The 26,430-nt window shown below is 73.0% G+C and carries 23 protein-coding genes and 1 riboswitch; of the genes, 11 read left to right on the plus strand and 12 right to left on the minus strand.

Features of this window, described 5'->3' with window-relative positions; translation table 11 throughout:
* Window positions 1–13 precede the first annotated feature (13 nt).
* From JOD66_RS19960 to JOD66_RS19980, 5 genes are all read right to left on the minus strand, one after another.
* Window positions 14–976 (minus strand): hypothetical protein, encoded by a 963-nt coding sequence (locus JOD66_RS19960; protein ID WP_204838558.1) that lies wholly within the window; start codon window positions 974–976, stop codon window positions 14–16.
* The gene (locus JOD66_RS19965) at window positions 973–1,506 is read right to left on the minus strand and encodes a hypothetical protein (RefSeq protein WP_204838559.1); all 534 of its coding nucleotides are present in this window, start codon (window positions 1,504–1,506) and stop codon (window positions 973–975) included. Before JOD66_RS19965 ends, JOD66_RS19960 begins: the two co-directional genes overlap by 4 nt.
* Window positions 1,503–2,396 (minus strand): hypothetical protein, encoded by an 894-nt coding sequence (locus JOD66_RS19970; protein ID WP_204838560.1) that lies wholly within the window; start codon window positions 2,394–2,396, stop codon window positions 1,503–1,505. The genes JOD66_RS19965 and JOD66_RS19970 overlap by 4 nt, the downstream gene beginning before the upstream one ends.
* Complete coding sequence (locus JOD66_RS19975) at window positions 2,393–2,728, minus strand: hypothetical protein (RefSeq protein WP_204838561.1); 336 nt, start codon at window positions 2,726–2,728, stop codon at window positions 2,393–2,395. Before JOD66_RS19975 ends, JOD66_RS19970 begins: the two co-directional genes overlap by 4 nt.
* Before the next feature lie 186 nt (window positions 2,729–2,914).
* Window positions 2,915–4,009 (minus strand): M23 family metallopeptidase, encoded by a 1,095-nt coding sequence (locus tag JOD66_RS19980; RefSeq protein WP_204838562.1) that lies wholly within the window; start codon window positions 4,007–4,009, stop codon window positions 2,915–2,917.
* Between the two features lie 343 nt (window positions 4,010–4,352).
* On the opposite strand from JOD66_RS19980, the gene sucC reads away from it, so the two are divergent.
* Together sucC and sucD are read left to right on the plus strand one after the other, a co-directional pair.
* On the plus strand, window positions 4,353–5,519 hold the full coding sequence (gene sucC / locus JOD66_RS19985; RefSeq protein WP_204838563.1) for an ADP-forming succinate--CoA ligase subunit beta: 1,167 nt from the start codon (window positions 4,353–4,355) through the stop codon (window positions 5,517–5,519).
* Window positions 5,520–5,536: 17 nt separating this feature from the next.
* On the plus strand, window positions 5,537–6,433 hold the full coding sequence (gene sucD, locus JOD66_RS19990) for a succinate--CoA ligase subunit alpha (RefSeq protein ID WP_204838564.1): 897 nt from the start codon (window positions 5,537–5,539) through the stop codon (window positions 6,431–6,433).
* Window positions 6,434–6,499: 66 nt separating this feature from the next.
* Here the strand turns inward: sucD and JOD66_RS19995 are convergent, their stop codons facing one another.
* From JOD66_RS19995 to JOD66_RS20015, 5 genes are all read right to left on the minus strand, one after another.
* On the minus strand, window positions 6,500–6,664 hold the full coding sequence (locus tag JOD66_RS19995; protein WP_204838565.1) for a cbb3-type cytochrome oxidase assembly protein: 165 nt from the start codon (window positions 6,662–6,664) through the stop codon (window positions 6,500–6,502).
* 21 nt (window positions 6,665–6,685) lie between these two features.
* Window positions 6,686–7,390, minus strand: coding sequence for a hypothetical protein (locus JOD66_RS20000; protein ID WP_204838566.1), 705 nt, complete (start codon window positions 7,388–7,390; stop codon window positions 6,686–6,688).
* Between the two features lie 32 nt (window positions 7,391–7,422).
* The gene (locus tag JOD66_RS20005) at window positions 7,423–8,886 is read right to left on the minus strand and encodes a hypothetical protein (RefSeq protein WP_204838567.1); all 1,464 of its coding nucleotides are present in this window, start codon (window positions 8,884–8,886) and stop codon (window positions 7,423–7,425) included.
* Window positions 8,879–9,391 (minus strand): RNA polymerase sigma factor, encoded by a 513-nt coding sequence (locus tag JOD66_RS20010; protein WP_204838568.1) that lies wholly within the window; start codon window positions 9,389–9,391, stop codon window positions 8,879–8,881. The genes JOD66_RS20005 and JOD66_RS20010 overlap by 8 nt, the downstream gene beginning before the upstream one ends.
* A 90-nt stretch (window positions 9,392–9,481) precedes the next feature.
* A complete protein-coding gene (locus tag JOD66_RS20015; protein ID WP_204838569.1) occupies window positions 9,482–11,431 on the minus strand; it encodes a SigE family RNA polymerase sigma factor in 1,950 nt (649 codons plus the stop codon).
* Window positions 11,432–11,567: 136 nt separating this feature from the next.
* Here JOD66_RS20015 and JOD66_RS20020 point away from each other — a divergent pair, with 136 nt between their 5' ends.
* From JOD66_RS20020 to JOD66_RS20040, 5 genes are all read left to right on the plus strand, one after another.
* Window positions 11,568–12,887: a cell division protein PerM gene (locus JOD66_RS20020; RefSeq protein WP_204838570.1), complete on the plus strand. Its 1,320-nt coding sequence runs from the start codon at window positions 11,568–11,570 to the stop codon at window positions 12,885–12,887.
* Between the two features lie 26 nt (window positions 12,888–12,913).
* Window positions 12,914–13,528 carry a phosphoribosylglycinamide formyltransferase gene (gene purN, locus JOD66_RS20025; RefSeq protein ID WP_204838571.1) on the plus strand — a complete coding sequence of 205 codons (615 nt, stop codon included), beginning with the start codon at window positions 12,914–12,916 and terminating at the stop codon, window positions 13,526–13,528.
* Window positions 13,529–13,546: 18 nt separating this feature from the next.
* Window positions 13,547–13,615, plus strand: a riboswitch (ZMP/ZTP riboswitch).
* A 31-nt stretch (window positions 13,616–13,646) separates the two neighbouring features.
* Complete coding sequence (gene purH, locus JOD66_RS20030) at window positions 13,647–15,236, plus strand: bifunctional phosphoribosylaminoimidazolecarboxamide formyltransferase/IMP cyclohydrolase (protein WP_204838572.1); 1,590 nt, start codon at window positions 13,647–13,649, stop codon at window positions 15,234–15,236.
* 145 nt (window positions 15,237–15,381) lie between these two features.
* Window positions 15,382–16,254 carry a bifunctional methylenetetrahydrofolate dehydrogenase/methenyltetrahydrofolate cyclohydrolase gene (locus JOD66_RS20035; RefSeq protein WP_204838573.1) on the plus strand — a complete coding sequence of 291 codons (873 nt, stop codon included), beginning with the start codon at window positions 15,382–15,384 and terminating at the stop codon, window positions 16,252–16,254.
* 80 nt (window positions 16,255–16,334) lie between these two features.
* The gene (locus JOD66_RS20040) at window positions 16,335–16,559 is read left to right on the plus strand and encodes a DUF3017 domain-containing protein (RefSeq protein ID WP_204838574.1); all 225 of its coding nucleotides are present in this window, start codon (window positions 16,335–16,337) and stop codon (window positions 16,557–16,559) included.
* A gap of 316 nt (window positions 16,560–16,875) precedes the next feature.
* Here the strand turns inward: JOD66_RS20040 and JOD66_RS20045 are convergent, their stop codons facing one another.
* Window positions 16,876–17,862 (minus strand): malate dehydrogenase, encoded by a 987-nt coding sequence (locus JOD66_RS20045; RefSeq protein WP_204838575.1) that lies wholly within the window; start codon window positions 17,860–17,862, stop codon window positions 16,876–16,878.
* A 97-nt stretch (window positions 17,863–17,959) separates the two neighbouring features.
* Between JOD66_RS20045 and JOD66_RS20050 the strand changes: the two genes are divergently transcribed.
* The gene (locus tag JOD66_RS20050) at window positions 17,960–18,616 is read left to right on the plus strand and encodes a hypothetical protein (RefSeq protein ID WP_204838576.1); all 657 of its coding nucleotides are present in this window, start codon (window positions 17,960–17,962) and stop codon (window positions 18,614–18,616) included.
* A gap of 20 nt (window positions 18,617–18,636) precedes the next feature.
* Here JOD66_RS20050 and JOD66_RS20055 read toward each other — a convergent pair whose 3' ends face one another.
* Window positions 18,637–19,734 carry an MIP family channel protein gene (locus tag JOD66_RS20055; RefSeq protein WP_204838577.1) on the minus strand — a complete coding sequence of 366 codons (1,098 nt, stop codon included), beginning with the start codon at window positions 19,732–19,734 and terminating at the stop codon, window positions 18,637–18,639.
* Window positions 19,735–19,888: 154 nt separating this feature from the next.
* Between JOD66_RS20055 and JOD66_RS20060 the strand changes: the two genes are divergently transcribed.
* The 3 genes from JOD66_RS20060 to JOD66_RS20070 all read left to right on the plus strand — a co-directional run bounded on the left by JOD66_RS20060 (window position 19,889) and on the right by JOD66_RS20070 (window position 26,425).
* Complete coding sequence (locus JOD66_RS20060; protein ID WP_204838578.1) at window positions 19,889–22,078, plus strand: NADP-dependent isocitrate dehydrogenase; 2,190 nt, start codon at window positions 19,889–19,891, stop codon at window positions 22,076–22,078.
* An 8-nt stretch (window positions 22,079–22,086) separates the two neighbouring features.
* Window positions 22,087–22,755: a DNA alkylation repair protein gene (locus tag JOD66_RS20065; protein WP_204838579.1), complete on the plus strand. Its 669-nt coding sequence runs from the start codon at window positions 22,087–22,089 to the stop codon at window positions 22,753–22,755.
* A 160-nt stretch (window positions 22,756–22,915) separates the two neighbouring features.
* Window positions 22,916–26,425, plus strand: a complete 3,510-nt coding sequence (locus tag JOD66_RS20070; protein WP_204838580.1) for an ATP-binding cassette domain-containing protein — start codon at window positions 22,916–22,918, stop codon at window positions 26,423–26,425.
* Window positions 26,426–26,430 lie beyond the last annotated feature (5 nt).

Here is a 26,430-nt window from a genome sequence, read left to right on the forward strand (position 1 = left end):
TGCCGACGCCGGGTCAGAGCTCGCCGATCGGCACCGTCGCGGTCCAGGTCACCGTCGCGGTGTCGGGGCCGGGGCCGTCGGTCTTGGCGCCGGTGAGCCGGCGCACGACCCGCAGGCCGGTGGCCGGACCGTCCGCCACGACCCGCGCGACCAGGCTGTTCAGCCGGCTGTCGACGACCTCGCTCGCCGCGTCCGCCGTCCCGGTCAGCGTGGAGGCGTCGGCCGTCGCGGTGGTCGCGTAGCGCGACCCGCGGCGGGTGAACCCGTCGACCCGAGTCTCGACCTGCGCGACCTGCCACCCGGCGCTCGACCAGCCGCGGCCGGGCAGGTAAGGGAGCGTGACGGTGGTCCAGGTGCACGCCACCCGCGCGCTGCCCCCGGCGACCGTGCCTGGTCCGCACTCGCCCGAGCGGGTCACCGGAGGCGTGGCGAAGGCGGCGGCGAGCTCGCCGGTGACCTCTCCGGTGCCAGTGTCGACCCGGGCGGTGACGCCGTCGGTGTCGACGGTGAGGATCGGGTCGGCGCCGGTGGGCAGCGCGAGGTAGACGATGCCCGCCGTGCGGGCGTCGGCCGGTGTCCTCGTCGTCGTGGCGACCTCGCCGAGGGGATGGTCCTCACCGTCGGCGTCGAGGGTGAGGGTGGTGCGCGGGCCGTCGTCCTCGGCCATCACCGCGCGGGTGAACGGCGCGAGCCCCGCCCCGGGATCGAAGTGCCAGTCGACCGCGACCCAGGTGCCGCCGTCGGGCGCTGGGTGCTCCTGCCCGTCAGCGGCGTCCTTGGCGCTGACAGCGTCGGTCGGCTTGCCGAGCGTGATCGTGACCTGTCCCGAGGGCAGCTGCACGACGTGCTCGGCCCCTGACAGGTCGCCGGTGCGGCCCTGCACGACGTCGCCGATGGCGGCATCGTCGGCGGAGCCGGTGCAGCCGCTCAGAGCCAGCGCCGCGACCGCCAGCACGGCCAGGGAGGTGCGCCTCACCGGGCCCAGCGCTCGCGCTTGTAGTCGGCGAGCACCCGCAGCCAGCCACCCACCATGTCGTTGGCCGCCACGGTCAGCGCCGCCCCGAGTCCGTCGCCGCCGAGCTGGGCGGCGATCCCGGGTTGGAGGCGTACGGCGAAGTGCCGCATGCCGATCGACGACACCTCCACGGCCCCGCCGGCCGCCGTGCCGCTGACGTGCGCGTGCTCGGTCGCGTCCTCGAGGTCGTCGCGCATCCGGCGCAGCGTCGTCGGATCGGGTTGGAGGTGCGCCTCCATCAGCCGGTAGTACTCCCGGGTCCGAGCGACGAAAAGCTGGCGGGCCAGCCGCTCGAGGGCCCGTTCCAGGTCGGCGTCGGGCTGGCGGATGCTGGCCTCGGACACGACGACGCGGACCTGGTACCAGCCGGTCAGCTCGGCGTGCAGCCGTCCTTGGTCGGCCTCGGCCGAGACGTGCATCCGGTCGACCGCCCGGCCGAACGGGCTGATGTGTCCCTCTGTCTGCGGCAAGTACTGCAGGTCGCCGGTCATCCGTCCCAGCCTCCAAGACCGCCGGGCCCCTGGGCGAACCCGGTGGGCTTGAACTTGAAGCGCGGGTAGACGTCCTCGGCGAAGTGGGTCTGATCAATGTCCTGGCGGACAGCGGCGGCGAAGTCGCGCAGGCCGTTGCTGATCTCCTGCTGGCGGGTGCGCACCTGCTCCTCAACCCTGCCGACGGCCGAGTAGAAGTCGTTCATGATGTCCTCGGGGGTGTCGCCACCGAACTCGAGGGCGGTGGCGGCGGCGCCGGAGCTGGCGGCGCCGGAGGCCACGGCGATGGTGATCGCGACGGTCGCGGCGGTGCCGGTGCCGGCGGTCAGCACGGTGACCGCGACGGTGCCGACGGCGGCGAGCACGGTCAGCGCGAACGCGCCGGACGCGCTGCCCCGCCCGTCGGCCGCCTCGAGCGCCGAGAGCGTCTTGTTGCCGATGTCGAGGATCGAGTCCTTGGCGAACGTGTAGAGCTCCTTCTGCGCCTCCACGGCCGCGGCGAGCACGGAGATGCCGGTGAAGTTCGAGTCGGCGACGTACGGCAGCTGAGCGTTGTAGTTGTCGTTGAAGTCGATCGCCGCGTCACCGGTCCATTGCAGGACGTCGGGGTTGATCCGAGCCATGTTCGCGAAGGCATGGTTGGGGGTGACCACCCCGGTGTCGAGCACATCGGAGCTGCCCTGACCCGGCACCGCCACGCTGTTGAGCGCGGTCGACAACGAGGTCCGGCTGCCGTCGAGCGTGCCGACCGGCAGGTCGTCGTAGTGGCTGAAGGAGGGTCCGATGTCGGCGTACGACCCACCGATGGTGACGTAGCCGGGCGGGGTGCCGTCGATCAGCTCGGAGGCCTTGGCACCGACCTGGCAGCCGATGTCGTAGCACGAGGTCATTCGAGGGTTCCTCCTGCGGCCACGTAGGCCGCCATGATGTCCGCGTCGGTCTTGGCGAAGTCGCGCGCCGTGGTCACCAGCGCCGCCGACACGTCGTCGAGGACGTCCCCCGAGCGCTTGGTCGAGGCCGTCATCGCCTCGATCAGTGACTCGAACTGGGTTTGCGGGCAGTTCTGGGCGAAGGGCCCGTCGGTGACGAACATCCCGCTCGTCGAGATCCCCGACAGCGCCGTACTCGCGCCGGTGAACGCGTCCGCGATGGCCGGGAGCTCGACCAGTCCGGCCTTCTCCAGCTCCTCGAGGCTCGCGCCCATGTCCTGCTTCGTGCCCACGTGGCCCCCTCGTCGATGTGTTGGCGACGACCTACCCCGTGACCACCCGACGAAACAAGGGCGCCCCCTCAGGGACGAGAGGACGAAGGGGTGGGGCCGAGCCGCGCGCGAGCGCAGCGAGCAAGCGGCGAGGCTTTCGTCGCGGCGCCGAAGGCGGCGCGACATGCGAGCGTAGCGAGCCAGAGATTACGGCGTGACGCCGTGCTGCCGCAGCGCCGCGTCCGGGTCCACCGGGTCGCCGCCACCGGGGCGGACCTCGAGGTGGAGGTGGGGGCCGGTGACGTGGCCGGTGCTGCCGACGTAGCCGATGATCTCGCCGGCGCGGACGGTGTCGCCGGGGGAGACGTTGAACGAGGTCTGGTGGCAGAACCAGAGCTCGGTGCCGTCGTCGAGGGTGATCACCGTCTTGTTGCCGTAGGCGCCGTCGAACTGGGCGGAGGAGACGGTGCCGTTGGCCACGGCGCGGATGGGGGTGCCGGGAGGGGCGGCGAAGTCGAGGCCGGTGTGGTAGCTGGACCACAGGCCGTACTCGCCGAAGGTCGCGGTCAGTCGGTAGCTGTCGAGCGGCAGCACCCACTTGTTGAGCGCGATCTCGGAGGCTTCCTTCTGTGCCTTGGCGGTGAGGTCGCTCAGGGCGGTGGTGCGCTCGGCGGCGGAGCGCTCGGCGGCCTTGACCAGGTCCGCGTCGGCGCCCTGGGCGAGGGCGTCGCGGTCGGAGTCGCGGCTCACGGTGGCGGTGCGGTCGCCGACGGCACCGCTGCCGAAGGAGCCGGTGAGGGCGTTGGGGGAGGTGAGGCGGTCGCCGGCGGCGGCGAGCTGCGGGTCGGCGGAGGTGACGACGCCGCCGACCGCGATCGCGATGGTGGCGACGCCGACGGCGACGGGCAGCGTGGGCAGGGCGCGGAGCGGGCCGCTGGCGCCGGGGCGCTTGACCGCGCGGCGCTTGCCGACGGGGGCCACGGCGCGCAGCGTGGTCGAGGAGTCCGACAGGGAGTCGGGGAGCGGGATGTCGCGCAGCGCGGGCAGCTCGACGGTCGGCATCCGGTCGAGGCTGCGGACCGGGGTGACGGCCTCGGCGGCCAGGCTCGGCTCGACGATGGGCTCGGTGACCGCCTCGAGGGCGGGGGCGGCGGGCCGGGCGACCCGCTTGCCGACGTAGGTCGACGGGGTCTCGACGGGGGCGGCCTGGCGGGCCACGCGCTTGCCGACGTAGGTGGAGGGGGAGGAGTCGAGGGTCGTTTCCGGGCGCGGCTCGCTGTGGTCCGCTCGGTGGTTACCCATCGACTGCTGACTCCTTGGGGGACGATCGTGCAGGCGCGCTTCGCTCCTGGTGCCCGGCGGCTGGCGGCCCCGAGTGGACGACCGCTGCCGAGGTGGCTGTCGGGTGACAGCCGGGTGAAACGTGCGTGGCGACCTTAACCGATGCCGCCGCGGCCCCGAAATCGTACGTCTCGTCCCTGGGGACGGTCCGGGGAATCGCCAAACCCGCGGAATGCGTGAGCCCGGTCACGTCCGGCCCGATGAACGGCTCCCGGGCTCGTCCTACTCGTGGGTCAGGACTATCGTGCCCGGGGGTGTGCCGCTGAGCGCACCGAACCTCTGACCAAGACGTGAGGACGTATCAGTGGACCTGATGGAGTACCAAGCGAAGGAGCTCTTCGCGAAGCACGGTGTGGCCACCACCCTCGGCACGGTCGTCGAGACCGCCGAGGAGGCGCGGGCCGCGGCCGAGCAGATCGGCGGCGTGACCGTCATCAAGGCGCAGGTCAAGGCCGGTGGCCGGGGCAAGGCCGGTGGCGTCAAGCTCGCGAAGACGGCGGACGAGGCCTTCGAGCACGCGTCCAACATCCTCGGCATGGAGATCAAGGGCCTGACGGTCAACCGCGTCCTGGTCACGCCGGCCACCCCGCCGGAGGAGGAGTACTACTTCTCCTTCCTGCTGGACCGGTCCAACCGGCAGTACCTCTGCATCGCGTCGGTCGAGGGCGGTGTGGAGATCGAGGAGGTCGCCAAGACCAACCCCGACGCCGTCAAGCAGATCGGCATCGACCCGGGCAAGGGCGTCGACGCGGCCAAGGCCCGCGAGATCGCCACCGAGGCGAAGTTCCCCGAGCCCGTCTTCGAGCAGGCCGTGAAGATGATCGAGGACCTCTACAAGGTCTTCGTCGAGGAGGACGCCACCCTCGTCGAGGTCAACCCGCTCGCCCGCCTCGCCGGCGACAAGCTGGAGGCGCTCGACGGCAAGGTCTCCCTCGACGACAACGCCTCCGAGGTCCGCCACCCCGACCACGAGGAGTTCGAGATCCGCGAGGAGGCCGACCCGCTCGAGGCGAAGGCCAAGGACCTCGGTCTCAACTACGTCAAGCTCGACGGCCAGGTCGGCATCATCGGCAACGGCGCGGGCCTGGTGATGAGCACCCTCGACGTCGTCGCGTACGCCGGCGAGAACCACGGCGGCGTCAAGCCCGCCAACTTCCTCGACATCGGTGGCGGCGCCAACGCCCAGGTGATGGCCAACGGCCTCGACGTCATCCTCAACGACGAGCAGGTCAAGTCGGTGTTCGTCAACGTCTTCGGCGGCATCACCGCGTGCGACGAGGTCGCCAACGGCATCAAGGGCGCGCTCGAGCTGCTCGGCGACAAGGCCACCAAGCCGCTCGTCGTCCGCCTCGACGGCAACAACGTCGACCAGGGCCGCGCGATCCTGAACGAGCTGAACCACCCGCTCGTGACCCAGGTCGACACCATGGACGGCGCGGCCGACAAGGCCGCCGAGCTGGCGAACGCCTGAGATAGAGAGCAGAGAAGATGAGCATCTACCTCAACAAGGACAGCAAGATCATCGTCCAGGGCATCACCGGCGGCATGGGTGCCAAGCACACCGCCCTGATGCTCGACTCGGGCGCCGAGATCGTCGGCGGCGTCAACTCGCGCAAGGCCGGCACGACCGTCACCCACAAGGACGCCAACGGCGCCGACGTGGAGCTGCCGGTCTTCGGCACGGTCGCGGAGGCGATGAAGGAGACCGGCGCCAACGTCTCGGTCCTCTTCGTCCCGCCGGCGTTCACCAAGGACGCCGCGATCGAGGCGATCGACGCCGAGATGCCGCTGATCGTGGTCATCACCGAGGGCGTCCCGGTGCAGGACACGGCCGAGGTCTGGTCCTACCTGCAGGGCAAGTCGACCCGGATGATCGGCCCCAACTGCCCCGGCATCATCACGCCGGGCGAGTCGCTGGCCGGCATCACGCCGCACACCATCGCGGGCAAGGGCCCGGTCGGTCTCGTGTCGAAGTCGGGCACGCTGACCTACCAGATGATGTACGAGCTGCGGGACTTCGGCTTCTCGACCGCCATCGGCATCGGCGGCGACCCGATCGTCGGCACCACCCACATCGACGCGCTCCAGGCCTTCGAGGACGACCCGGAGACCAAGCTGATCGTGATGATCGGTGAGATCGGCGGCGACGCCGAGGAGCGGGCCGCGGCGTACATCAAGGACAACATCACCAAGCCGGTCGTCGGCTACGTCGCGGGCTTCACCGCCCCGGAGGGCAAGACCATGGGCCACGCCGGCGCCATCGTGTCGGGCTCCGCCGGCACCGCGGCCGCCAAGCAGGAGGCCCTCGAGGCCGTCGGCGTCAAGGTCGGCAAGACGCCGTCCGCGACCGCCGCGCTGGCCCGGGAGATCCTGCAGTCTCTCTGAGCTGAGCAGCACGAAGGCCCGCCACCCCGTGAGGGGCGGCGGGCCTTCGTACGTCGTGGGCGATCCTCAGAGCGGGCCGCCGCCGGAGTGGGGCGCCCGCCAGGTGGAGGCATCGGCCTTGCTGGCCTCGTGGGCCCGCTCGATCGCGACGGCCTGCTGGCCATGGCGGTTGGCCCACAGCCACAGGGCACCGGCGGCCAGGACGAGGACGATTCCGATCAGCCAGTACATGACCTGATGATGCCCCCCGACTCAGTTTTCGGCAAGCCTTCTCGCGGCGCTCGGCAGCATCCGCTCGACCGGCGTACCGCCGACGAAGTCGTAGTCCTGGCCGACGACCACCGAGGTCAGCAGCACCAGCCGGGTGCCCTGGCGCAGCACCCCGGTCTCCATCAGGTAGGCGGCATCGCCGCTCGGGTCGACCTCGGGCGGGACCGGGCCGAAGTGGGAGTCGGTGAGCGCGGCGTGGGCCCCGGGAACGGCGACCGCGCGGGTCTGCAGCGCCCGGTAGTCGCGGATCGCGGCCGGCCGGTCCCGGCACGTCTCGAGCCGCTCGCCGACCTGTGACCGGGCGGCCTCCGCGGTCGCCTCGTCGGCGTACTCGCCGACCAGCTCGACCAGCAGGTCGCCGGTCACCTCGGCCGACGGGTCGTCGAGGTTGCGCAGCTCGAAGTCGGCGCGCACGACGCTGCTCGCGCCGGTGCCGGTCAACCCGTCGGGCAGGCACGGGTGGGCGAGGTCGCCGTTGCCGTCGAGGCTCTCCTCGCCGGTGCCGAGGCGGAACCAGTCCGCTCCGTCGCCGTAGACGGTGTCGTCGTCGGTGAGCAGGACGCCGGTGGTGAGGCCCGCGGGGCCGGTCGGCGTCGGGGCGGCGGCGACGGGAGTGTCGTCGCCGCAGGCGGACAGGGAGGCGAGGGCCAGGAGGGCGATCGCGGGCAGGGCGCAGCGCTGGAGCACGGGAGGTGCCTTTCAGGAGAAGGAGAGAGGGTTCAGCAGCCGGTGGCGGTGTACGCGCACAGGGACTCGACGACCCCGGCTGCGTCGTCGGCCATGCCGGACGCGGTGGTGGCGATGTCGCCCTGAGGGTCGGTGGCGCCGCCCTCGTTGCTGCCGACGACGACCAGGAGGGCCGTGCCGACGCGGATGACGGTGGTGACGTCGATCCCGACGGCCGGAGCGCCGTCGAGGGTGAGCCAGGTACCGAGCACCCAGGACTCGTCGCCGAGCTCGCCCGTGGCCACGCTGTGGTGAGCGACGAATCCGTCCTGGTCGGCCGGTTCGGTCGGGCAGTCGCGGTAGGTCGTGACGAGCGCGGCGGCGGCCGCGGCGGCGTCCTCCTCGGACGCGTACGTCGACAGCTGCCGCAGCCGGTAGTCCTCGGGCTGGGTGAACCGGGCGTAGAGGCGGTCGGTCGGCGTCGGCTCGTCGGGCGCGTCCCGGCCGCAGGCGGAGACGAGGTACTGCCGGCCGAGGGTGCGGGTCGGACCCTCCAGCTTCATGTCACCGGCCGGCTCCGGGTCGGGCCAGCTGCTCGCGAGCGGGAAGTCGTCGGGGATGACGCTGGGCGGCGCGCCGTGGGGCTGGTCGGTGCTGTCGTCCCCGGGGTCGGTGGTGGTGTGCGCCTCGGCGTCGCTCGGGTCGCCGGGCTCGAGCAGCTCGGCGGCGCGGGGGACCATCCGCTCGACCGGGGTGCCGTCGGTGAAGTCGTAGTCCTGTCCGACGATCCCCGAGTCCAGCACCGCGAGGCGGTCGCCGACCCGGAGGATGCCGACCTCGGAGATGTAGGCCGAGTCGCCGTACGGGTCGATGTCGGCGGGCACGTCGCCGAAGTGGGCGTCGATCACGATCGCCTCGCTGTCGGCGCGCCCGGTGTCGACGGTCCGCGGCTCGAACGGGCCGCCGACGGCGACGCCCTCCGCGCAGTCCTGGACGAAGGCGACGACGTCGTCGTAGGCGGCGCGCGCGCTCGCGACGTCGGGGAACTGGCCCGCGGACTCGCGGAAGCCGTCGCCCGTCACCTCGACCTCGGGGTCGTCGAGGTTGCGCAGCTCGAAGTCGCGCCACAGGGTGTCGCTCGCGCCGAAGCTGGTGAGGTCGCGGCGCTCGCAGAACCGGAAGGCCGCGGAGCCGGAGGCCGGGTCGGTGGCGTACCAGTCGGCGCCATCGCTGTAGACGGTGTCGTCGTCGGTCAGCAGGTCCCGCTCGCTCAGTGGCGCGTGGTGCGGGTCCTTGGTGGTGAGGTCCCGGTCCTGGTGGCCGGTCAGCAGCAGCACCGGCGCGGTGACGGCGGCCACGGCGAAGGCGGCGCCACCGGCCACGAGTGCGGTACGCCGGCGCCGGATCCGGTCGCCACGGCGGCGTACCTCGGCAGCAGAGAGCGGCATGTCTCCTCCTGCGCGGCCGAGCTCGGCGCCGAACCGGGCGAGCTCGTCGATGGGGTCGTGCTCAGGCATGGGTCGCCCCTCCCTCCGCCAGTCCGGGCTCGTCGGCCAGCAGCGCGGCGAGCGCGGCCCGGCCGCGGCTGAGCCGGGCCTTGATGGTTCCCTCGGGTACGCCGACCTCGGCCGCGACCTGCTGGACGGGGAGGTCGGCGATGTGGTGCAGGACCAGCGCCTGGCGCTGCGCCTCGGGCAGCCGGCGCAGCGCCGCGACCAGCGCGACGTGCGACTCGTCGACCGCGGCTGCGGCCGCGCCGACGGGCTGCAGCGCCCGGTCGGGCGAGCGCTCGCCGCGCTTGCGGCGCCGCCACCGGCTCACGGCGAGCCGGTGGGCGGTGGTGCGCACCCACGCCTCGGGGTACTCCGCCCGGTCCAGCCTGCGCCGGTGCGCCCAGGCCCGCGCGAACGCCTCCTGCGTGCACTCGGTGGCCTCGTCGAGGTCGCCGATCATCGCGTACACCTGACCGGTCACCCGGCGGAACGAGGTCGCGTAGAACTCGTCGAACTCCGCTGCGTCCACGCCGACCTCCTCTCGTCCACCGCCGTTCACGGTTGTCGAGATGGATACGCCCGAGCCCGGAGGCCGGTTGCACGGATCCCGGAACTTTTCCTACGGAGCGTAGGGAGCCGTGCGGGCCAACCGCTCGAGGGCGCGCTGGGCGAGGGCGACGAAGTCCTCGTTGGCCATGGTGGCCTTCGGCGCCGCGACGTAGGCGAGGACCGACACGGCGGTGCCCTGGCGGAGCACGGCGACGTCGTACTCGATGGTGCGGTCGCCGGGCAGGGCGGTGCTGAGATGCCACGCGGAGAGGGCCTGCGGCCCCTTGCCGGTGGTCAGCAGCTCCTGGACCTCGGTGCCGGCGGTGGCGTCGAGGTCGGGGCAGGCGGCCATCTGCTCGCGGAACCGGGTCACGAAGCCGCCCGCGGCGCCCGCGGGCAGGGTGCCGACGGTCTGGGTGAGGCCGACCTGGGGCGGCAGCTTGGCGCCGCTGAACACGAAGGTGCGGAACTCGTTGGCCTGGATCGCGCGGTCCCGGAAGCTGCCGAAGAGGTGCACGGTGTCGCAGCCGATCGCCCCGGCGTCGATCCGGTCTTCGGTGAGCTTCGCGGCCGGGGTGCCGACCCACGGGCCGGGATCGGGGGAGATGGGCGGCAGGTCGATCTCGGAGAGCATCGACGGGGTCGAGCCGGCGGGGAACGGGGCCCGCGGGGTCGGCGTCGGGTCGGGGCTGGCGCAGGCCCCGGCGTCGGGCAGCTCGCAGACCCGGGTGACGGCGGTGGCGAGCAGGCGGGCCACGCCGGCGCGGTTGGCCTGCGCCGGCGGCATCGTCGTGGACAGCGAGGTCACGGTGGTGAACTGGCCGGTGCGCGCGACCCCGACGACGTACGTCGTGGCGTCGGCGCGCGAGCGCAGCACGAACAGCGTCGCCTGGTCGCCCACGCCCGGCAGGTCGGCGGTGCTGACCAGCTGCACCCGCGGGACCGCCGTCGCGTCCTCGACGGGGGAGGGGCAGGTGGCGAACCAGCGCCGGGCGTGGCGGTAGGTGCGGATCGCGCGCTGCTCGGACGACGACGCCTCGGCGACCTGGACCAGGTTGCGCTGGGCCTGCGGCCGGGAGCTGTCGCGGAAGGTGCGCACCCACGCGGCGGTGCCCTGCGGATCGGCGTACCGCACCGGCTGGCAGGGGAGGACCAGGCCGTTGCCGCTGGAGTTGTCGCCGGTCGTGCCCTGCTGCCAGCCGCGCCCGCGCACGGTCTCCGGGAGGGCGTCGAGGGGGAGCAGGGCGGTGTCGGGCAGGGTCGTGATCGCGGGTCCGGCCGGCGGCGGGCCCGCGGCGGCGGGCACCTCCTCGCGGTCGAGGGAGGGGCGGACACCGGTGCTGTCGGTGGCGACGGCGCCACCGGCGACGAGGGCGACGACCGCGACCGCGCCGCCGATGATGGTGTGGGCGCGGCGGCGGGCGGCGCCGGCGCGGCGGATGATGGTCACCCGCGGCCAGGTCACCGACCGGGTGGCGTCGGCGAGCCCGTTGAGCGCGAGCGGGATCGCGGAGGTCGGGATCTCCAGCGCGGTCGCGAACTGGGCGGCGCCGTGCTGCAGCTCGCGCTCGGCGGCCTCGGCGGGCAGCCCGATCTCCTGCGCCATCTCCTCCATGGTCACCGCGGCGAGCTGGGTGAGCAGCAAAGCCTTGCGCTGGATCACCGGGAGCGCACCGAGCGCCTCGAGGGTACGGCGGGTCTCCTCGCCGAGGTCCTGCTTGCGGTGCCACGGCCGGGTGCTGGCGCGTCGCAGCGCCTTGCGCCAAGCGTCCGGGCGGACCGCGGACTCGGGCTCGGGGAGCCGCTCGGTCTTGCGCCAGTGGTGCCAGGACACGACGAACGCCTCGCGCACCGCGCCGCGGGCGACCGCCAGGTCACCGGTCAGCGCGAAGGTCTGCAGCAGCAGCCGGTCGCGGGTGTCCTTGTAGAAGGCGTCGAAGCTCTCGGTCAGGTCCGCGCTGCTCACGTAGGCGGACCGGGGCTGGTCGGTGCTGGGGGTCACCTGGTCGTCCGCGGTCATGGCCGCACCAACCTACTTCGCCGGGGGTCATCGGCTCCAACCCGTGGTGCGGTGGCGGTCGTCTCGTCGGTGTTGGCGGCCTTCCCGGCGTGGCGGCCGCGAACCGGCCGGGTCGGCGCGTGAAGATGGACGGACCATGACGTCCCTCCAGTCGCCGCCGGCACGCCGCAGTGGACCCGGGCGCCCCGGGCCCGCCTCGGACGCCGACCTGCGACGGCAGCTGGCCACGACGCGGCCGCTCGTGCCGACCGCCACCATCGGCGGCGTGGTCGCCGCGGGAGCGCCGCTCCTGGTCTGCCTCGCGGTCGCGGTCGTCGGCTGGTTCCTCACCGACGCGGGCGGCGAGGGCGCCCCCAGCGGTGCGCTCCGCGTGGGCGCCCATGGCTGGCTGATGGCCCACGGCTCCACCGTCGCGGTCGAGGGCGTGCGGATCACCGCGATGCCGCTCGGGCTGACCGCGCTGTGCGCCTGGGTGGTCTGGCGGGTCGGGCACCGGGTGGGCGAGTCGATCTCCGGGCACGGCCCCGACGCCGACCGGATCAGTGACGGCGCCCGCGACCTCACCGTCCCCTACGCCGCCGGCCTGTTCACCGTCGCGTACGCCGTCGTCGGCGTCCTCACCGCCTCGCTCGCCGCCACCGCCGCCTCCTCGCCGTCGACCGCGCGGGTCGTCGTGTGGTCGGTGCTGCTCGGGGTCGGCGTGGGTGCGCCCGCCATCGCGTTCGGCTCCGGCCGGGCGGCGGTCTGGCTGCCCGTCGTCCCCGCGGCGGTGCGCGACTCCGCCCTCGTCGCCCGCCGGATCCTCTCCCGGTGGGCGCTGGTGAGCCTGGTCGCCCTGGTCGCGGCGTTCGTCCTCGACTTCTCGACGGCCGCCAACGTGGTCTCCCAGCTGCACGCCGACGCGGGCGCGGTGCTGCTGATGACGGTGCTCACCCTGCTGCTGCTCCCCAACGCACTGCTCTTCTCCAGCGCCTACCTGCTGGGCCCGGGCTTCACCGTCGGCGCCGGCACCACCGTGTCCACCACGGCCGTCGTGCTGGGGCCGCTGCCGATGTTCCCGCTGCTCGCGGCCCTGCCCGACCAGGGCAGCCAGCCGTGGTGGACCGACTGGCTGATGCTCACGCCGCTGCTGCTCGCCGCGCTCGTCGCCGGCCAGGTGCAGCGGGAGCGTCCGGTGCTGGCCTGGGACCGGGCGGCGATCCGCGGCTGCGCGGGTGGGATCGGCGCGGGCGTGCTCCTCGCGCTCGCCTCGATGCTCGCCGGCGGTGCGGTCGGCCCGGGCCGGATGCAGGACGTCGGCCCCTATGCCTTCGACGTGCTCCTGCACGCGATCACCTCCTTCGGCATCGGCGGGGTGCTCGGCGCCCTGCTCGTGTGCTGGTGGCAGCGCGACACCGACGGCCGGGTCCGCTCCGCGCTGCGCGCGGTCCGCGCCCGGCTGCCGCGTCGTTCCTGACCTCCGAGAGGTCCTAGACTCCCGGCGTGCCCGCCCGTCCTCGCCTCGTCGTCCTCGTGTCGGGCTCCGGCACCAACCTCCAGGCACTGCTCGACGCCAGCGCCGACCCGGCGTACGGCGCCCGGGTGGTCGCCGTCGGCGCCGACCGCGACGGCATCGAGGGCCTGGCCCGGGCCGAGCGGGCCGGCGTGCCGACCTTCGTGGCCAAGGTCGGCGACCACAGCAGCCGCGCGTACTGGGACCGGGCGCTGGCCGACAAGGTGGCCGCCTTCGAGCCGGACCTGGTGGTGCTCGCGGGGTTCATGAAGCTGGTGGGGGCGAAGTTCCTCGACCGCTTCGGCGGGATCACGGTCAACACCCACCCCGCCCTCTCGCCGGCGTTCCCCGGCATGCACGGTCCCGCCGACGCGCTGGCGTACGGCGTGAAGGTCACCGGCGCGACCCTGTTCGTGGTCGACGCGGGCGTCGACACCGGCGCGATCGTCGCCCAGACCGTCGTACCGGTGGAGGACGACGACACCGTCGAGAGCCTCCACGAGCGGATCAAGACGGCCGAGCGCGCCATGCTCGTCGAGTCGGTCGGCCGGATGGCGCGGGAGGGGTTCACGGTCGACGGCCGGCGGGTTCGGCTGGGAGGCTGAACGTCGATAGACTGAGGGCACACGACTGGCGCAGGTGGGCCACCACCAGGGAGTGACGAGTCGGCATCGATCGCCTGGGTGCCCTCATCGAGACCGACGACCGATGAGGAGCCCCTCGATGTCCGCCACGCCCGACCGGATCAAGATCAAGCGCGCGCTGGTCTCCGTCTTCGACAAGACCGGCCTCGACGAGCTGGTGCAGGGCCTCGCGGCCGCCGGCGTCGAGCTCGTGTCGACCGGCGGCTCGGCCGCCCTCATCGAGTCGCTCGGCCTCCCGGTGACCAAGGTCGAGGACCTGACCGGCTTCCCGGAGTGCCTCGACGGCCGGGTCAAGACGCTGCACCCGCGCGTCCACGCCGGCATCCTCGCCGACCGCCGGCTGCCCGACCACGTGCGGCAGCTCGAGGAGCTCGAGGTCGTGCCGTTCGACCTGGTCGTGGTCAACCTCTACCCGTTCGCCGCGACCGTCGCCTCCGGTGCCGGCGTCGACGACTGCATCGAGAAGATCGACATCGGCGGCCCGTCGATGGTGCGCGCCGCGGCCAAGAACCACCCGTCGGTCGCGATCGTCACCGACGGCGCCGACTACGCCGCCGCCCTCGCCGCGGCGCAGGGCGAGGGCTTCACCTACGAGGAGCGCAAGGCGCTGGCCGCCAAGGCGTTCGTACACACCGCGACGTACGACGTCCAGGTCGCGTCCTGGATGGGCTCGGTGCTCACCGACTCCTCCGCGGGCACCGGCTTCCCGGCGTGGATCGGCGGCACCTGGGACCAGCAGGCCGTGCTCCGCTACGGCGAGAACCCGCACCAGCCCGCCGCGCTCTACCGCTCCGGCCACGGCCCCGGTGGGCTCGCCGCCGCCGAGCAGTTGCACGGCAAGGAGATGTCCTACAACAACTACGTCGACACCGACGCGGCCCGGCGCGCGGCGTACGACCACGGCGACCTGCCGACCGTCGCCATCATCAAGCACGCGAACCCCTGCGGCATCGCCGTCGGCGCCGACGTGGCCGAGGCCCACCGCCGCGCCCACGAGTGCGACCCGGTCTCCGCGTTCGGCGGCGTGATCGCCACCAACGTCCCGGTCTCGGTCGAGATGGCCCGTCAGGTCGCGGAGATCTTCACCGAGGTGATCGTCGCGCCGGCGTACGACGAGGGCGCGGTCGAGGTGCTCCAAGGCAAGAAGAACATCCGGATCCTCGTCGCCGAGCCGCTGCGGACCGGCGGCGTCGAGACCCGCCCGATCAGCGGTGGCCTGCTGATGCAGCACGTCGACCAGTTCCAGGCCGAGGGCGACGACCCGGCCGCCTGGACGCTCGCCACGGGGGAGGCCGCCGACGAGCGGACCCTCGCCGATCTCGCCTTCGCCTGGCGCGCGGTGCGCGCGGCCAAGTCCAACGCGATCCTGCTGGCGCGCGACGGTGGCGCCGTCGGGATCGGCATGGGCCAGGTCAACCGCGTCGACTCCTGCAAGCTCGCCGTCGAGCGCGCCAACACCCTCGTCGAGGGCGTCGAGCGGGCCCGCGGCTCGGTCGCCGCGTCGGACGCCTTCTTCCCGTTCGCCGACGGCCCGCAGATCCTGCTCGACGCGGGCGTGAAGGCGATCGTGCAGCCCGGCGGCTCGGTGCGCGACGAGGAGACCATCGCGGCGTGCGAGGCGGCCGGGGTGACGATGTACTTCACCGGCACCCGCCACTTCTTCCACTGACCCTGATCCGCCGACCCGGCAGAAAGTGGTGCTGGATGTGCGCCGACCCGGCAGAAACTGGCGCTGAATCCGCGCCGAGCCGGCACAAACTGCACGGCACGCGCCCCTGCGGGGACCTACCTTCGCCAACTGAGAGGATGTTCGGGTGACTGCACAGAAGCTCGACGGCAACGCGACCGCGGCCGCGATCAAGGACGAGCTCCGCGTTCGCATCGACAAGCTGCGCGAGCAGGGGATCACTCCCGGGCTCGGCACCGTGCTGGTCGGCGACGACCCCGGCTCGCGGTGGTACGTCAACGGCAAGCACAAGGACTGCGCCGAGGTCGGCATCGCCTCGATCCGCGTCGACCTGCCCGAGGTGGCGACGCAGGCCGAGATCGAGGAGGCCGTCGCGGGCCTCAACGCCGACCCCGACTGCACCGGCTACATCGTGCAGCTCCCGCTGCCGCGCGGACGCGACGAGAACCGGGTGCTCGGGTTGATCGACCCGGCCAAGGACGCCGACGGGCTCCACCCCACCAACCTGGGCTGGTTGGTCCTCGGCAACGAGGCGCCGCTGCCGTGTACGCCGTACGGCATCGTCGAGCTGCTGCGCCGCCACGACGTGCCGATCGCGGGCGCCGAGGTGGTCGTGGTCGGCCGCGGGATCACCGTCGGCCGCCCGCTCGGGCTGCTGCTGACCCGTCGCTCCGAGAACGCGACCGTGACGCTGTGCCACACCGGCACCGTCGACCTCGCCGCCCACGTGCGCAAGGCCGACATCGTGGTGGCGGCGGCCGGCGTACCCGACATCGTCACCGGCGACATGGTCAAGCCCGGTGCGGCCGTCCTCGACGTCGGCGTGAGCCGGGTCGACGGCAAGATCGCCGGCGACGTCGCCGCCGACGTCTGGGACGTCGCCGGGTGGGTCTCGCCCAACCCCGGCGGGGTGGGTCCGATGACCCGCGCGATGCTGCTCGCGAACGTGGTGTCGATGGCCGAGAAGCAGGCCGAGCTCGGCGGGAAGGCAGCGCGCTGAACGACGAGAGCCCGGACCCGCCCGAGGAGCCGCGCCGGTACCCCTCGACGATCGGCGGCGCCTGCTACATCGCGGTGCTGGTGGTCGTCGGGATCGGCCTGGTCGTGGCAGGCGCGTCCGACTGGCGGGTCGGCCTGCGGATCATGTCGGGCGGCCTGGCCGCGGCCGCGCTGCTGCGGCTCGGCCTGCCGGAGAAGGACGCCGGGATGCTCGCCGTACGCCACCGGCTGCTCGACGTCGGGATCCTGCTCGCCGTGGCGATCGGGTTGGTGCTGCTCGCGGGGAGCATCCCCGAGCAGGGTTAGCTCTCGCGATTGTTCGTCGGGGTGGCGCTGGGTGGCGCGGGGGTGGTGCTGCCTCGTGCTGCCTCGCGCTGTAACACGTTGTCCGCCGCTCTGGATGACGCCTGTCGGCTGTATCGGACCCGTACGACGGGTCCTGCGCGACGTCTCGGGTCCGCTACAACGGCGGACAACGTGTTACAGCGCTGTTCGCCCCGCCGGCCAGCAGCCCCAGCAGCCCCAGCAGCCCCAGCAACCCCGCAGTCCCAGCAGTCCCGCCGCCCACCCAGGTACGACGAAGGGCCGGTGCCGCGCGGCACCGGCCCTTCGTCGTACGGGATCAGATCAGGCCGAGCTCGGTGACCGCGGCCTTCTCGTCGGCCAGCTCGGCGACGGACGCGTCGATCTTGCCGCGCGAGAAGTCGTCGATCTCGAGGCCCTGGACGATCTCCCAGTTGCCGTCGGCCGTGGTGACCGGGAACGAGGAGACCAGGCCCTCGGGGACGCCGTAGGAGCCGTCGGAGACGACCGCCATCGAGACCCAGTCGCCGGCGGGGGTGCCGTTGAGCCAGTCGCGGGCGGCGTCGCAGGTCGCGGACGCGGCCGAGGCGGCCGAGGAGGCGCCCCGGGCGTCGATGATCGCGGCGCCGCGCTTGGCGACGGTCGGGATGAAGGTGTCGGCGATCCAGGCCTGGTCGTTCACGACCTCGGCGGCGTTCTTGCCGGCGATCTCGGCGTGGAAGATGTCGGGGTACTGGGTGGCCGAGTGGTTGCCCCAGATCGTGATCTTCTTGATGTCGGTGACGGCCGAGCCGGTCTTGGCGGCCAGCTGGGAGATCGCGCGGTTGTGGTCGAGGCGGGTCAGCGCCGAGAACCGCTCCTTGGGGATGTCGGGGGCGTTGCTCGCGGCGATGAGCGCGTTGGTGTTGGCCGGGTTGCCGGTCACGCCGATGCGTACGTCGTCGGCGGCGACGGCGTTGAGCGCCTTGCCCTGGGCGGTGAAGATCGCGCCGTTGGCGGAGAGCAGGTCGCCGCGCTCCATGCCGGGGCCGCGCGGGCGGGCGCCGACGAGCAGGGCGAGGTTGACGCCGTCGAAGATCTTCTCCGGGTCGGAGCCGATCTCGACACCGGCGAGGTTCGGGAACGCGCAGTCGTCGAGCTCCATGACGACGCCCTCGAGCGCCTTGAGCGCGGGCTCGATCTCGAGCAGGCGCAGCTCGACGGGACGGTCACCGGCGATGGCGCCGCTGGCGATGCGGAAGAGCAGGCTGTAGCCGATCTGGCCGGCAGCGCCGGTGACGGCGACCTTGAGCGGGGTGGTGCTCACGAGGAAACTCCTTCAAGGAACTCGATGGACGCCAGCGACGCTAGCAGCGCGTGGCCCCGCGCGGGGAGGCGGTCCGGGTGCTGCGACGATGACGGGCATGCGCAGACGTGCGACCGCGGCGATCGCGGCCCTCAGCCTCGCGGGCGTGACGCTGGCCGGTTGCGGGTCCGCGTCGGCGCCGAGCCCGCCGACCGGCGTCGACGGCCTGGTCATCCCGACCCCGGATCCCGCCGCGGCCGACTTCGTCGCCCGCGTCGACAACCCGTGGCTGCCGCTGGCGGTCGGCTCCCGCTGGTCGTACGCCGACCGGGTGAGTGGTGCGCCCGCGTTCACCTTGACCGTCGAGCCGGGGCCCTCGGTCGCCGGCGTCGCGACCACGACCCTGGTCCGCACCAACGCCGACGGCAGTCTCGTGCGCGACCACTTCGCGCAGGACCGGGCCGGCAATGTGTGGTGGTTCGGTCGCGAGGGGGAGTGGCGGGCCGGCGCGGACGGCGCCGAGGCCGGGCTCGCGATGCCCGCGGCGCCCCGGTTCGGCGACGGCTTCCGCACCTCCTCCGCGCCGGGCCGCTCCGAGGTCGCCACCGTCGCGGAGGTCGGCGCGGAGACCAGGACCCCACTCGCGACCTACCGACGCACGGTCCGGCTCGAGATCGAGGACGCCGCCGGCTCCCGTGACGAGACCTATGCCCGCGGCGTCGGCCTGGTCCGGACGGACGAAGCGGGCCTCGTCGCGTACGACGAGGCCCGCTAGGTCACTGCTGGATCAGGCGCTCACTGCGGCGGACGCACCTGCGTCTGGTCGCTCGCCGGAGGCGCCCATCCGGCCTGCGGGTCCGGAGCGGCCGGAGCGGCCGGAGCCGCGGGAGCGGCCGGGGCGGCGGGCTGCTGGGCCGGGATCCACTGCTGGGACGCGGGATCCCACTGCCAGCCGTCCTGGATGATCGGCTGGCCCTGCTGCGGGACGGGCTGGGCGACCTGACCGGCCTGCTGGCCCGGCTGCGCCTGGTGCTGACCGTAGGCCTGCTGCTGGCCGTAGGCCTGCTGGTTCCACTGCTGGGTGAAGGCCGGGTCGGACGAGCCGCCGGCGCCGAAGTTGAGGCCGGAGCCGGGAACCGGGTCGGTGCCGTGGCCGAACACCAGCGGGTAGAGCAGACCGGCCACCGCGCCGCCGAGGAGCGGGGCCACGATGAACAGCCAGAGCTGGACGATCGCGTCGCTGCCGGAGAAGAAGGCGACGCCGATCGACCGGGCCGGGTTGACCGACGTACCGGTGGCGGGGATGGCCACGAAGTGGATCGCCGCGAGGGTGAGGCCGATGGTGAGCGGGGCCATCGCGGCCACGGCCCGGTTGCGCGCGTCGGTGGTGCCGAGGATGACCGTCACGAAGATGAAGGTCAGGATGAACTCGATGAGCAGCGCGCCGAGCAGCTCGACGCCGCCGTGGTCGCCGAAGCCGTTGGAGCCGAGCGGGTCGCCGAACTCCCAGCCGAAGTCGCTGGAGAGCGCGGTGAGCGCGAGCAGGAGGCCGCCGACCAGGCCGCCGACGATCTGGGCGACGCTGTAGAGACCGGCGTCCTTCCACGAGATGCGGCCGCCGAGCGCGGCGCCGACCGAGACGGCCGGGTTGAAGTGGCCGCCGGAGACGCGGCCGAAGGTGTAGGCCATCGCGATCACCGCGATGCCGAACGACAGGCCGATGGACGTGATCGCGAACAGCCCGGCGAGGCCGGTGTCGTCGCGGGCGGCGTTGGTGAAGATGACCGCAGAGCCGCACCCGATGAAGACGAGGACGGCGGTGCCGAGGGCCTCGGCCGCGATCTTCTGGACGAGGGTGGGTGGTGTGGACGTATCCACTGCTTCTTCTGACATGGGCTGGACCTTCTCCTCCGTGGGGCTCCCGAAAACCGCCGGGTTACACGAGCCAGCCTAGTCATTACTGTGGCTGCCGAAGGGGACGTGTGCCCCGGCATCAGGTATCTTGACGTCAAGAATCCCATCCACGGCCCAGGAGTGACGCCCGGACATGTCGAGCATCATCTACACCCACACCGACGAGGCGCCGCTGCTCGCGACGTACTCCTTCCTGCCGATCGTCGAGGCCTTCGCCGCCAAGGCCGGCGTCGCCTTCGAGACCCGCGACATCTCCGTCGCGGCGCGCATCCTCGCCCAGTTCGGCCTCGCCGACGACGCGCTGACCGAGCTCGGCGAGCTCGCGAAGACGCCCGAGGCCAACATCATCAAGCTGCCCAACATCTCCGCCTCGATCCCGCAGCTCAAGGCCGCGATCAAGGAGCTGCAGGAGCAGGGCTTCGCCGTCCCCGACTACCCCGAGGCTCCCGCCACCGACGAGGAGAAGGAGATCCGGGCCAAGTACGACAAGGTCAAGGGCTCGGCGGTCAACCCGGTCCTGCGCGAGGGCAACTCCGACCGCCGCGCGCCCGCGTCGGTCAAGAACTACGCGAAGACCCACCCCCACACCAACAAGCCGTTCGCCGACGGGTCCAAGACCGATGTCGCGACCATGGCCGCCCACGACTTCGCGAGCAACGAGAAGTCGGTGACCCTCGCCGCCGACGACACGCTCTCGATCGTCCTGGAGACCGCGGCGGGCGAGACCGTCGTCCTCAAGGACGGTCTGAAGGTCCTCGCCGGCGAGATCGTCGACGCCACCAAGATGGAGGCGTCCTACCTGCAGGCGTTCCTGAAGAACGCGCTCGCCGAGGCCAAGGCCAAGGACGTGCTGTTCTCGGTCCACCTCAAGGCGACCATGATGAAGGTCTCCGACCCGATCATCTTCGGCCACGTCGTGAAGGCCTACTTCGCCGACGTCTTCGCCCAGTACGGCGACCAGCTCGCCGCCGCGGGGCTCTCGGCCAACGACGGCCTCGGCGCGATCCTCGCCGGCCTCGACAAGCTCGACGACGGCGCGGAGATCAACGCCGCCTTCGAGGCCGCGCTCGCCGCCGGCCCGCGGCTGTCCTACGTCAACTCCGACAAGGGCATCACCAACCTGCACGTCCCCTCCGACGTCATCGTCGACGCGTCGATGCCGGCCCTGGTCCGCAACGGCGGCCGGCTGTGGGGCGTCGACGGCGGCGAGGACGACACCCTCGCGGTGATCCCGGACTCGTCGTACGCCGGCGTCTACCAGGCCGTCATCGACGACGTGAAGAAGAACGGCCCGCTCGACCCGGCCACCATCGGCACCGTCCCCAACGTCGGCCTGATGGCGCAGGCGGCCGAGGAGTACGGCTCGCACGACAAGACCTTCGAGATCGCCGAGGCCGGCACCGTCCGCGTCCTGTCCGCCAACGGCGACGTGCTGATCGAGCACGACGTCGAGGCCGGCGACATCTGGCGCGCCTGCCAGACCAAGGACATCCCGGTCCAGGACTGGGTCAAGCTGGCCGTCACCCGGGCCCGCGCCTCGCAGACGCCGGCCATCTTCTGGCTCAACGAGTCGCGCGCCCACGACGCCGAGCTGATCAAGAAGGTCAAGGCCTACCTGCCCGAGCACGACACCGAGGGCCTGACCATCGAGATCCTCGCGCCGACCCTCGCGACGGCGTACTCCCTCGAGCGGATGCGCAAGGGCGAGGACACCATCTCGGTGACCGGCAACGTGCTGCGCGACTACAACACCGACCTGTTCCCGATCCTCGAGCTCGGCACGTCCGCCAAGATGCTCTCGGTCGTCCCGCTCATCGCCGGCGGCGGCCTCTTCGAGACCGGCGCGGGCGGCTCGGCGCCGAAGCACGTGCAGCAGCTCGTCGAGGAGAACTACCTGCGCTGGGACAGCCTGGGCGAGTTCTTCGCGCTCGTCCCCTCGCTGGAGAAGTACGCCGAGCAGGCCGACGCCCCCGCGGCCCAGGTCCTCGCCGACGCCCTCGACCGCGCCACCGGCACCTTCCTCAACGAGGACCGCTCGCCGGGCCGCAAGCTCGGCACGACCGACAACCGCGGCTCGCACTTCTACCTCGCGCTCTACTGGGCCGAGGAGCTCGCGTCGCAGACCGAGGACGCCGAGCTGGCCGCGGCCTTCAAGCCGCTCGCCGAGACGCTGCGCGCCAACGAGGCGACGATCGCCGAGGAGCTGATCGCCGTCCAGGGCAAGCCCGCCGACATCGGCGGCTACTACTACCCGGACGCCGAGAAGACCTCGGCCGTGATGCGGCCGAGCGCGACGCTCAACGAGGCGCTCGCCGGGTTCTGAGCCGCTCCATGTCGCTGCCAGCCGCGGTCCGCACGTCGTTGCGGGCCGCGGCTGACGCGTCCCTGGCCCCGGGGCAGCAGGCGTACATGAAGTCGGCGATGCCCTTCCTCGGTGTCCGGGTGCCCGACGTACGCCGCCTGGTCCGCGACCTGGTCCGCGACCTCGGGATCGGCGACCCGGCCGAGCTGAGCGCGGCCGCGCGCGAGCTGTGGGACGAGGCGACCCACCGCGAGGAGAGGTACGCCGCGGCGGCGCTCGTCGGCCTGCGCCCGCTCCGGGGCGACCTGGGGCTGGTGCCCTTCCACGAGCACGTCGCCCGCACCGGCGCCTGGTGGGACCACGTCGACGAGGCCGCGCACCGGGTCGCCGAGCTCCATGACGCCCATCCGGAGGAGACGGCGACGGTGGTGCTGCGCTGGTCGAGCGACGAGGCGTCCTTCTGGGTGCGCCGGCTCGCGATCATCTCCCAGCTGGGGCGCAAGGAGCGCACCGATCTCGACCTGCTGGCCGCGGTGCTGGAGCCCAACCTCGCCGAGCGCGAGTTCTTCCTCCGCAAGGCCGTGGGCTGGTCGCTGCGCGAGGTGGCGAAGGTCGACCCGGCCTGGGTCCGCGCCTACGTCGAGCGCCACGAGCTCAGCCCGCTGAGCCGCCGGGAGGCCCTCAAACACCTCCGATAGTCCCGGCCGCACCTCCGATAGTCCCGGCCGCACCTCCGATAGTCCCGGCCCAAAAGCACCGAAATGGGCATCGATTCGGTGCTTTTGGGCCGGGACTACCGGGGTGGACCGGAAGATATTCGGAGGCGAAGTGTCGGCACCGGAACCTACGCTGGTCCCGATGTCCACGACGCTGACCCGCCCCGATGCCCCCGAGCGGCCCGCCGTCGGTGGCGACCCGGCGCGTCGCGTCGACTGGCGCCGCCTGCGTACGCCGGCCGCCGGCTTCGCCGTGGGCGCGGTCGCGGTCGCGGCGCTGGGCCAGGCGCTCGGCACGGTCGTCGCCGGCCGGATCGCCGACCACCCCACCGCGCTGCTGGTGGGCTGGCTGGCGCTGTTCGTCGTCGGCTCCGCCGTCGTCGACACCGCCGGCCGGGTGGTGTGGGCCGGGGTGGTCGACCGGGCCGAGGGCCGGCTGCGCGGCGACCTGCTCAGCGCCGCGCTGCAGCAGCCCTTGGAGCACCTCACCGAGCAGGCCGTCGGCGAGGTCCTCGACCGCGTCGACGACGACACCCACGAGGTCGGCACCCTGCTCCGCCAGCAGATCTGGATGGCGATGCGCACGGGCTTCGCCTCGGTGCCGATGTGGCTGGTCGCCGGCTTCACCTGGTGGCCCGCCTTCGTGCTGTTCCCGCTCGTCGGCGCGGTGACCGTATGGGTGATGCGTCCGGCGCTGGTCGAGATCGCCCGCCGCAAGGTGATCGAGGAGGCCGCCTGGACCGACCACGCCGCGGCGCTCGAGGAGGGTGTCGCGGGGCGCGACGATCTCCGCACCAGCCTCGGCCAGGCGTTCGCCGTACGCCGGCTGGCGCGGCTCTCGGCCGACGTCCACGAGAAGTTCCGCCGGGTGCTGATGATCGAGGCCCGGCTGGCGGTCAAGGTCGGCCTGCTGCTCCACGGCCTGCTCGCCGCCATCGCGATCGCCGGCGTCGCGCTGGTCAGCGGCGACCATCTCGGGGTCGCGCGGCTGGTCACGCTGTTCCTGGTCACCACGATCTTCGTGGGCCAGATCAACAACCTCGCCCACCAGCTGCCCGACATCCAGGCCGGCCTCGGCGCCGTGCTCCGGCTGCGCCAGCTGCTGGCCGTCGAGGCCGAGCCCGAGGGCGGCGCGGCCGTCCCGTCGGGTGCGCTCGACCTGCGCATCCGCCACCTCGACTTCGCCTACAACGAGAGCTCGTTCGCGCTCCGCGACGTCACGCTCTACATCGAGCAGGGCCACACCCTCGCGCTCGTCGGCCGCACCGGCTCCGGCAAGTCCACCCTCGCCTCGCTGCTCTCGCGGGCCGCGGAGCCGCCGCCCGGCACGATCTTCCTCGGCGGGGCCGACATCACCACCCTCGACCTCCACGAGCTGCGCCGCCGGGTCGGCGTGGTCACCCAGCGCACCGAGATCCTGGCCGGCACCCTCGCCGACAACATCACCCTGTTCGCCCCGGTGCCGCGCGCCGAGGTCGAGGCGGCGGTCGCCGAGCTCGGCCTCACCGAGTGGGTCGCCGGCCTGCCCGACGGCCTCGACACCGTGCTCGGCCCCGGCGGCACCACCCTCTCGGCGGGCGAGGAGCAGCTGGTCGCCTTCGCCCGGCTGCTGGTGCGCCACGTCCAGGTCGTGGTCCTCGACGAGGCGACCGCCCGGATGGACCCGGTCACCGAGGCCCGCGTGGTCGCCGCCGCCGACCGGCTGATCAGCGGCCGCACCGGCATCCTCGTCGCCCACCGGCTGAGCACGATCGAGCGCGCCGAGGCGGTCGCCGTCCTCGACCACGGCTCGGTCATCCAGCACGGCCCCCGCGACGAGCTGGCATTGATCGAGGGACCGTTCCGCAGGCTGCTCGCCGCCAGCGACACCGAAGGCTTCGCCGACGCCGATCTCGACCCGGCCGAGGCGAGCGCCGCGGTGGGCGGTCGGCGTCGCACCGGTCCGCCTCCCGAGCGGCCCGAGATCGACCCCGGCTCCTCGCTCGCCCGCGGCACCTGGAACGCCTTCTGGGTCCGGCCGTGGTGGGGCGCCTGGTCGGTGCTGCTCTTCCTCGGCGGCACGATCTTCGCCCCGCTCGGCGCGATCACCGGCTTCGTCTGGGGCCGGATCGTCGAGCGGCTCGAGGCGGGGGAGTCCTCGCTCGCCCTGGTCGTCGTGCTCGTGGCCAGCCTGCTGGTCGCGCCCTTCCTGCTCGCCGACGCCTTCCGCCGCTACCCGCGCTGGTGGATCGAGGTGATGCTGCGGGTGCGGATGTCGGTGCTGCTCGGCCAGGTCCGCGCCCACCGGCTGCCCCGCACCCCTCCCGGTGAGGTGGTCGCCCGGTCGATGGACGCCGACCGCTACGCCCGCTACGCCGACCGCTGGGTCGACTTCGTCAACGGTCTGCTCATCGCCGCGATCACCATGGTCGCCGGCGGCACCTGGCTCGCCGGTGGCGTGCTGCTCGTCGTCATGCTCACCAGCGCCCTCGCGTCCTCGATCGGCCGGCCGATCGCGGGCCGGTCGGCCGCGCGCTCGTCGGCGGCCCGGGCCCGGTTCGGCCGCGCCGTCGTCTCGGCCGTCGAGTCCGCCCGCACGGTCAAGCTCGCCGGCCGCACCCCCCAGGTCCACGCCCACCTCCGGCGGGTCGACGACGGCCGGGTCGAGGCGGCGGTCTTCGAGCACCGGGTGCAGGCCGTCCTCGACGGCGTACCCATCGTGATGGTGCAGGTCGGCGTGGTGGCCGCCTGGGCGCTCTACCTGTGGGACGTGTGGGGGCTGGCCACCGCGCTGCTCGTCGCGACCGCGGTCAACGGCTTCGACTGGTTCGGCCGGGTCGCGGGCGCGGTGGTCACCGAGGCCCCCGGCACCCGTGCCTGGCAGCAGGCCACCGCGGGCTTCGCCGGCGGCCGTGACCTGATGGCGATGGCCGACGGCATCGACCTGGTCACCGGCGTCGCGCCCGAGCCGGTCGCGCCGACCCGGGTGCCGCTCGACCGGCTCGAGCTGGCCGGCTACACCGCCGTCCACGACGACGGCACCATCGGCGCCGCCGGGGTCGACCTCGCGGTCGAGCGCGGCGAGCTGGTGCTCCTGGTCGGCCAGGTCGGCTCCGGCAAGTCCAGCCTGCTGTCCTCGCTGGCCGGCCTGATCGACCACCGCGGCACGCTGCGCTGGAACGGCGTCGACGTGGTCGATCCCGAGACCTTCCTGCGCCCCAGCCAGGTCGCCCACGTCGCCCAGGTGCCGCGGGTGCTGTCCGGCACCTTCGCCGACAACATCCTGCTCGGCCACGACCGCGACATCACCCGGCCGATCGAGACGGCCCGGATGAGCGAGGACGTCGCCGACGCCGGTGGCCCGGACGCCGTGATCGGCCACCGCGGCGTGCGTCTGTCCGGCGGTCAGGTCCAGCGCCTCGCCCTGGCCCGCGCGCTGGCCGCCGACGCCGAGCTGCTCCTCGCCGACGACGTCTCGAGCGCCCTCGACGCCGCCACCGAGATCGAGCTGTGGGCCGCCCTGCGCGAGCGCCACACCACCGTGATCGGCGCGACCTCGAAGCGCGCCGCCCTCGCCCAGGCCGACCGCGTCGTCGTCCTCGTCGACGGCGCGGTCGCCGCGGTCGGGCCCTGGTCGGAGCTGGCGGGGGACTGGGGGCACCTCGCGGGCTGAGGCCC

The sequence above is a fragment of the Nocardioides nitrophenolicus genome (assembly GCF_016907515.1).
Classification (GTDB): Bacteria; Actinomycetota; Actinomycetes; order Propionibacteriales; family Nocardioidaceae; genus Nocardioides; species Nocardioides nitrophenolicus.

Bases quoted from the DNA above. Each gene is read 5' to 3' on its own strand.
- JOD66_RS19965 (WP_204838559.1), bottom strand. From the start codon at position 1,506: ATGACCGGCGACCTGCAGTACTTGCCGCAGACAGAGGGACACATCAGC.
- JOD66_RS19970 (WP_204838560.1), bottom strand. From the start codon at position 2,396: ATGACCTCGTGCTACGACATCGGCTGCCAGGTCGGTGCCAAGGCCTCC.
- JOD66_RS19980 (WP_204838562.1), bottom strand. From the start codon at position 4,009: ATGGGTAACCACCGAGCGGACCACAGCGAGCCGCGCCCGGAAACGACC.
- sucD (WP_204838564.1), top strand. From the start codon at position 5,537: ATGAGCATCTACCTCAACAAGGACAGCAAGATCATCGTCCAGGGCATC.
- JOD66_RS19995 (WP_204838565.1), bottom strand. From the start codon at position 6,664: ATGTACTGGCTGATCGGAATCGTCCTCGTCCTGGCCGCCGGTGCCCTG.
- JOD66_RS20005 (WP_204838567.1), bottom strand. From the start codon at position 8,886: ATGCCTGAGCACGACCCCATCGACGAGCTCGCCCGGTTCGGCGCCGAG.
- JOD66_RS20015 (WP_204838569.1), bottom strand. From the start codon at position 11,431: ATGACCGCGGACGACCAGGTGACCCCCAGCACCGACCAGCCCCGGTCC.
- JOD66_RS20020 (WP_204838570.1), top strand. From the start codon at position 11,568: ATGACGTCCCTCCAGTCGCCGCCGGCACGCCGCAGTGGACCCGGGCGC.
- purH (WP_204838572.1), top strand. From the start codon at position 13,647: ATGTCCGCCACGCCCGACCGGATCAAGATCAAGCGCGCGCTGGTCTCC.
- JOD66_RS20050 (WP_204838576.1), top strand. From the start codon at position 17,960: ATGCGCAGACGTGCGACCGCGGCGATCGCGGCCCTCAGCCTCGCGGGC.
- JOD66_RS20055 (WP_204838577.1), bottom strand. From the start codon at position 19,734: ATGTCAGAAGAAGCAGTGGATACGTCCACACCACCCACCCTCGTCCAG.
- JOD66_RS20060 (WP_204838578.1), top strand. From the start codon at position 19,889: ATGTCGAGCATCATCTACACCCACACCGACGAGGCGCCGCTGCTCGCG.
- JOD66_RS20065 (WP_204838579.1), top strand. From the start codon at position 22,087: ATGTCGCTGCCAGCCGCGGTCCGCACGTCGTTGCGGGCCGCGGCTGAC.
- JOD66_RS20070 (WP_204838580.1), top strand. From the start codon at position 22,916: ATGTCCACGACGCTGACCCGCCCCGATGCCCCCGAGCGGCCCGCCGTC.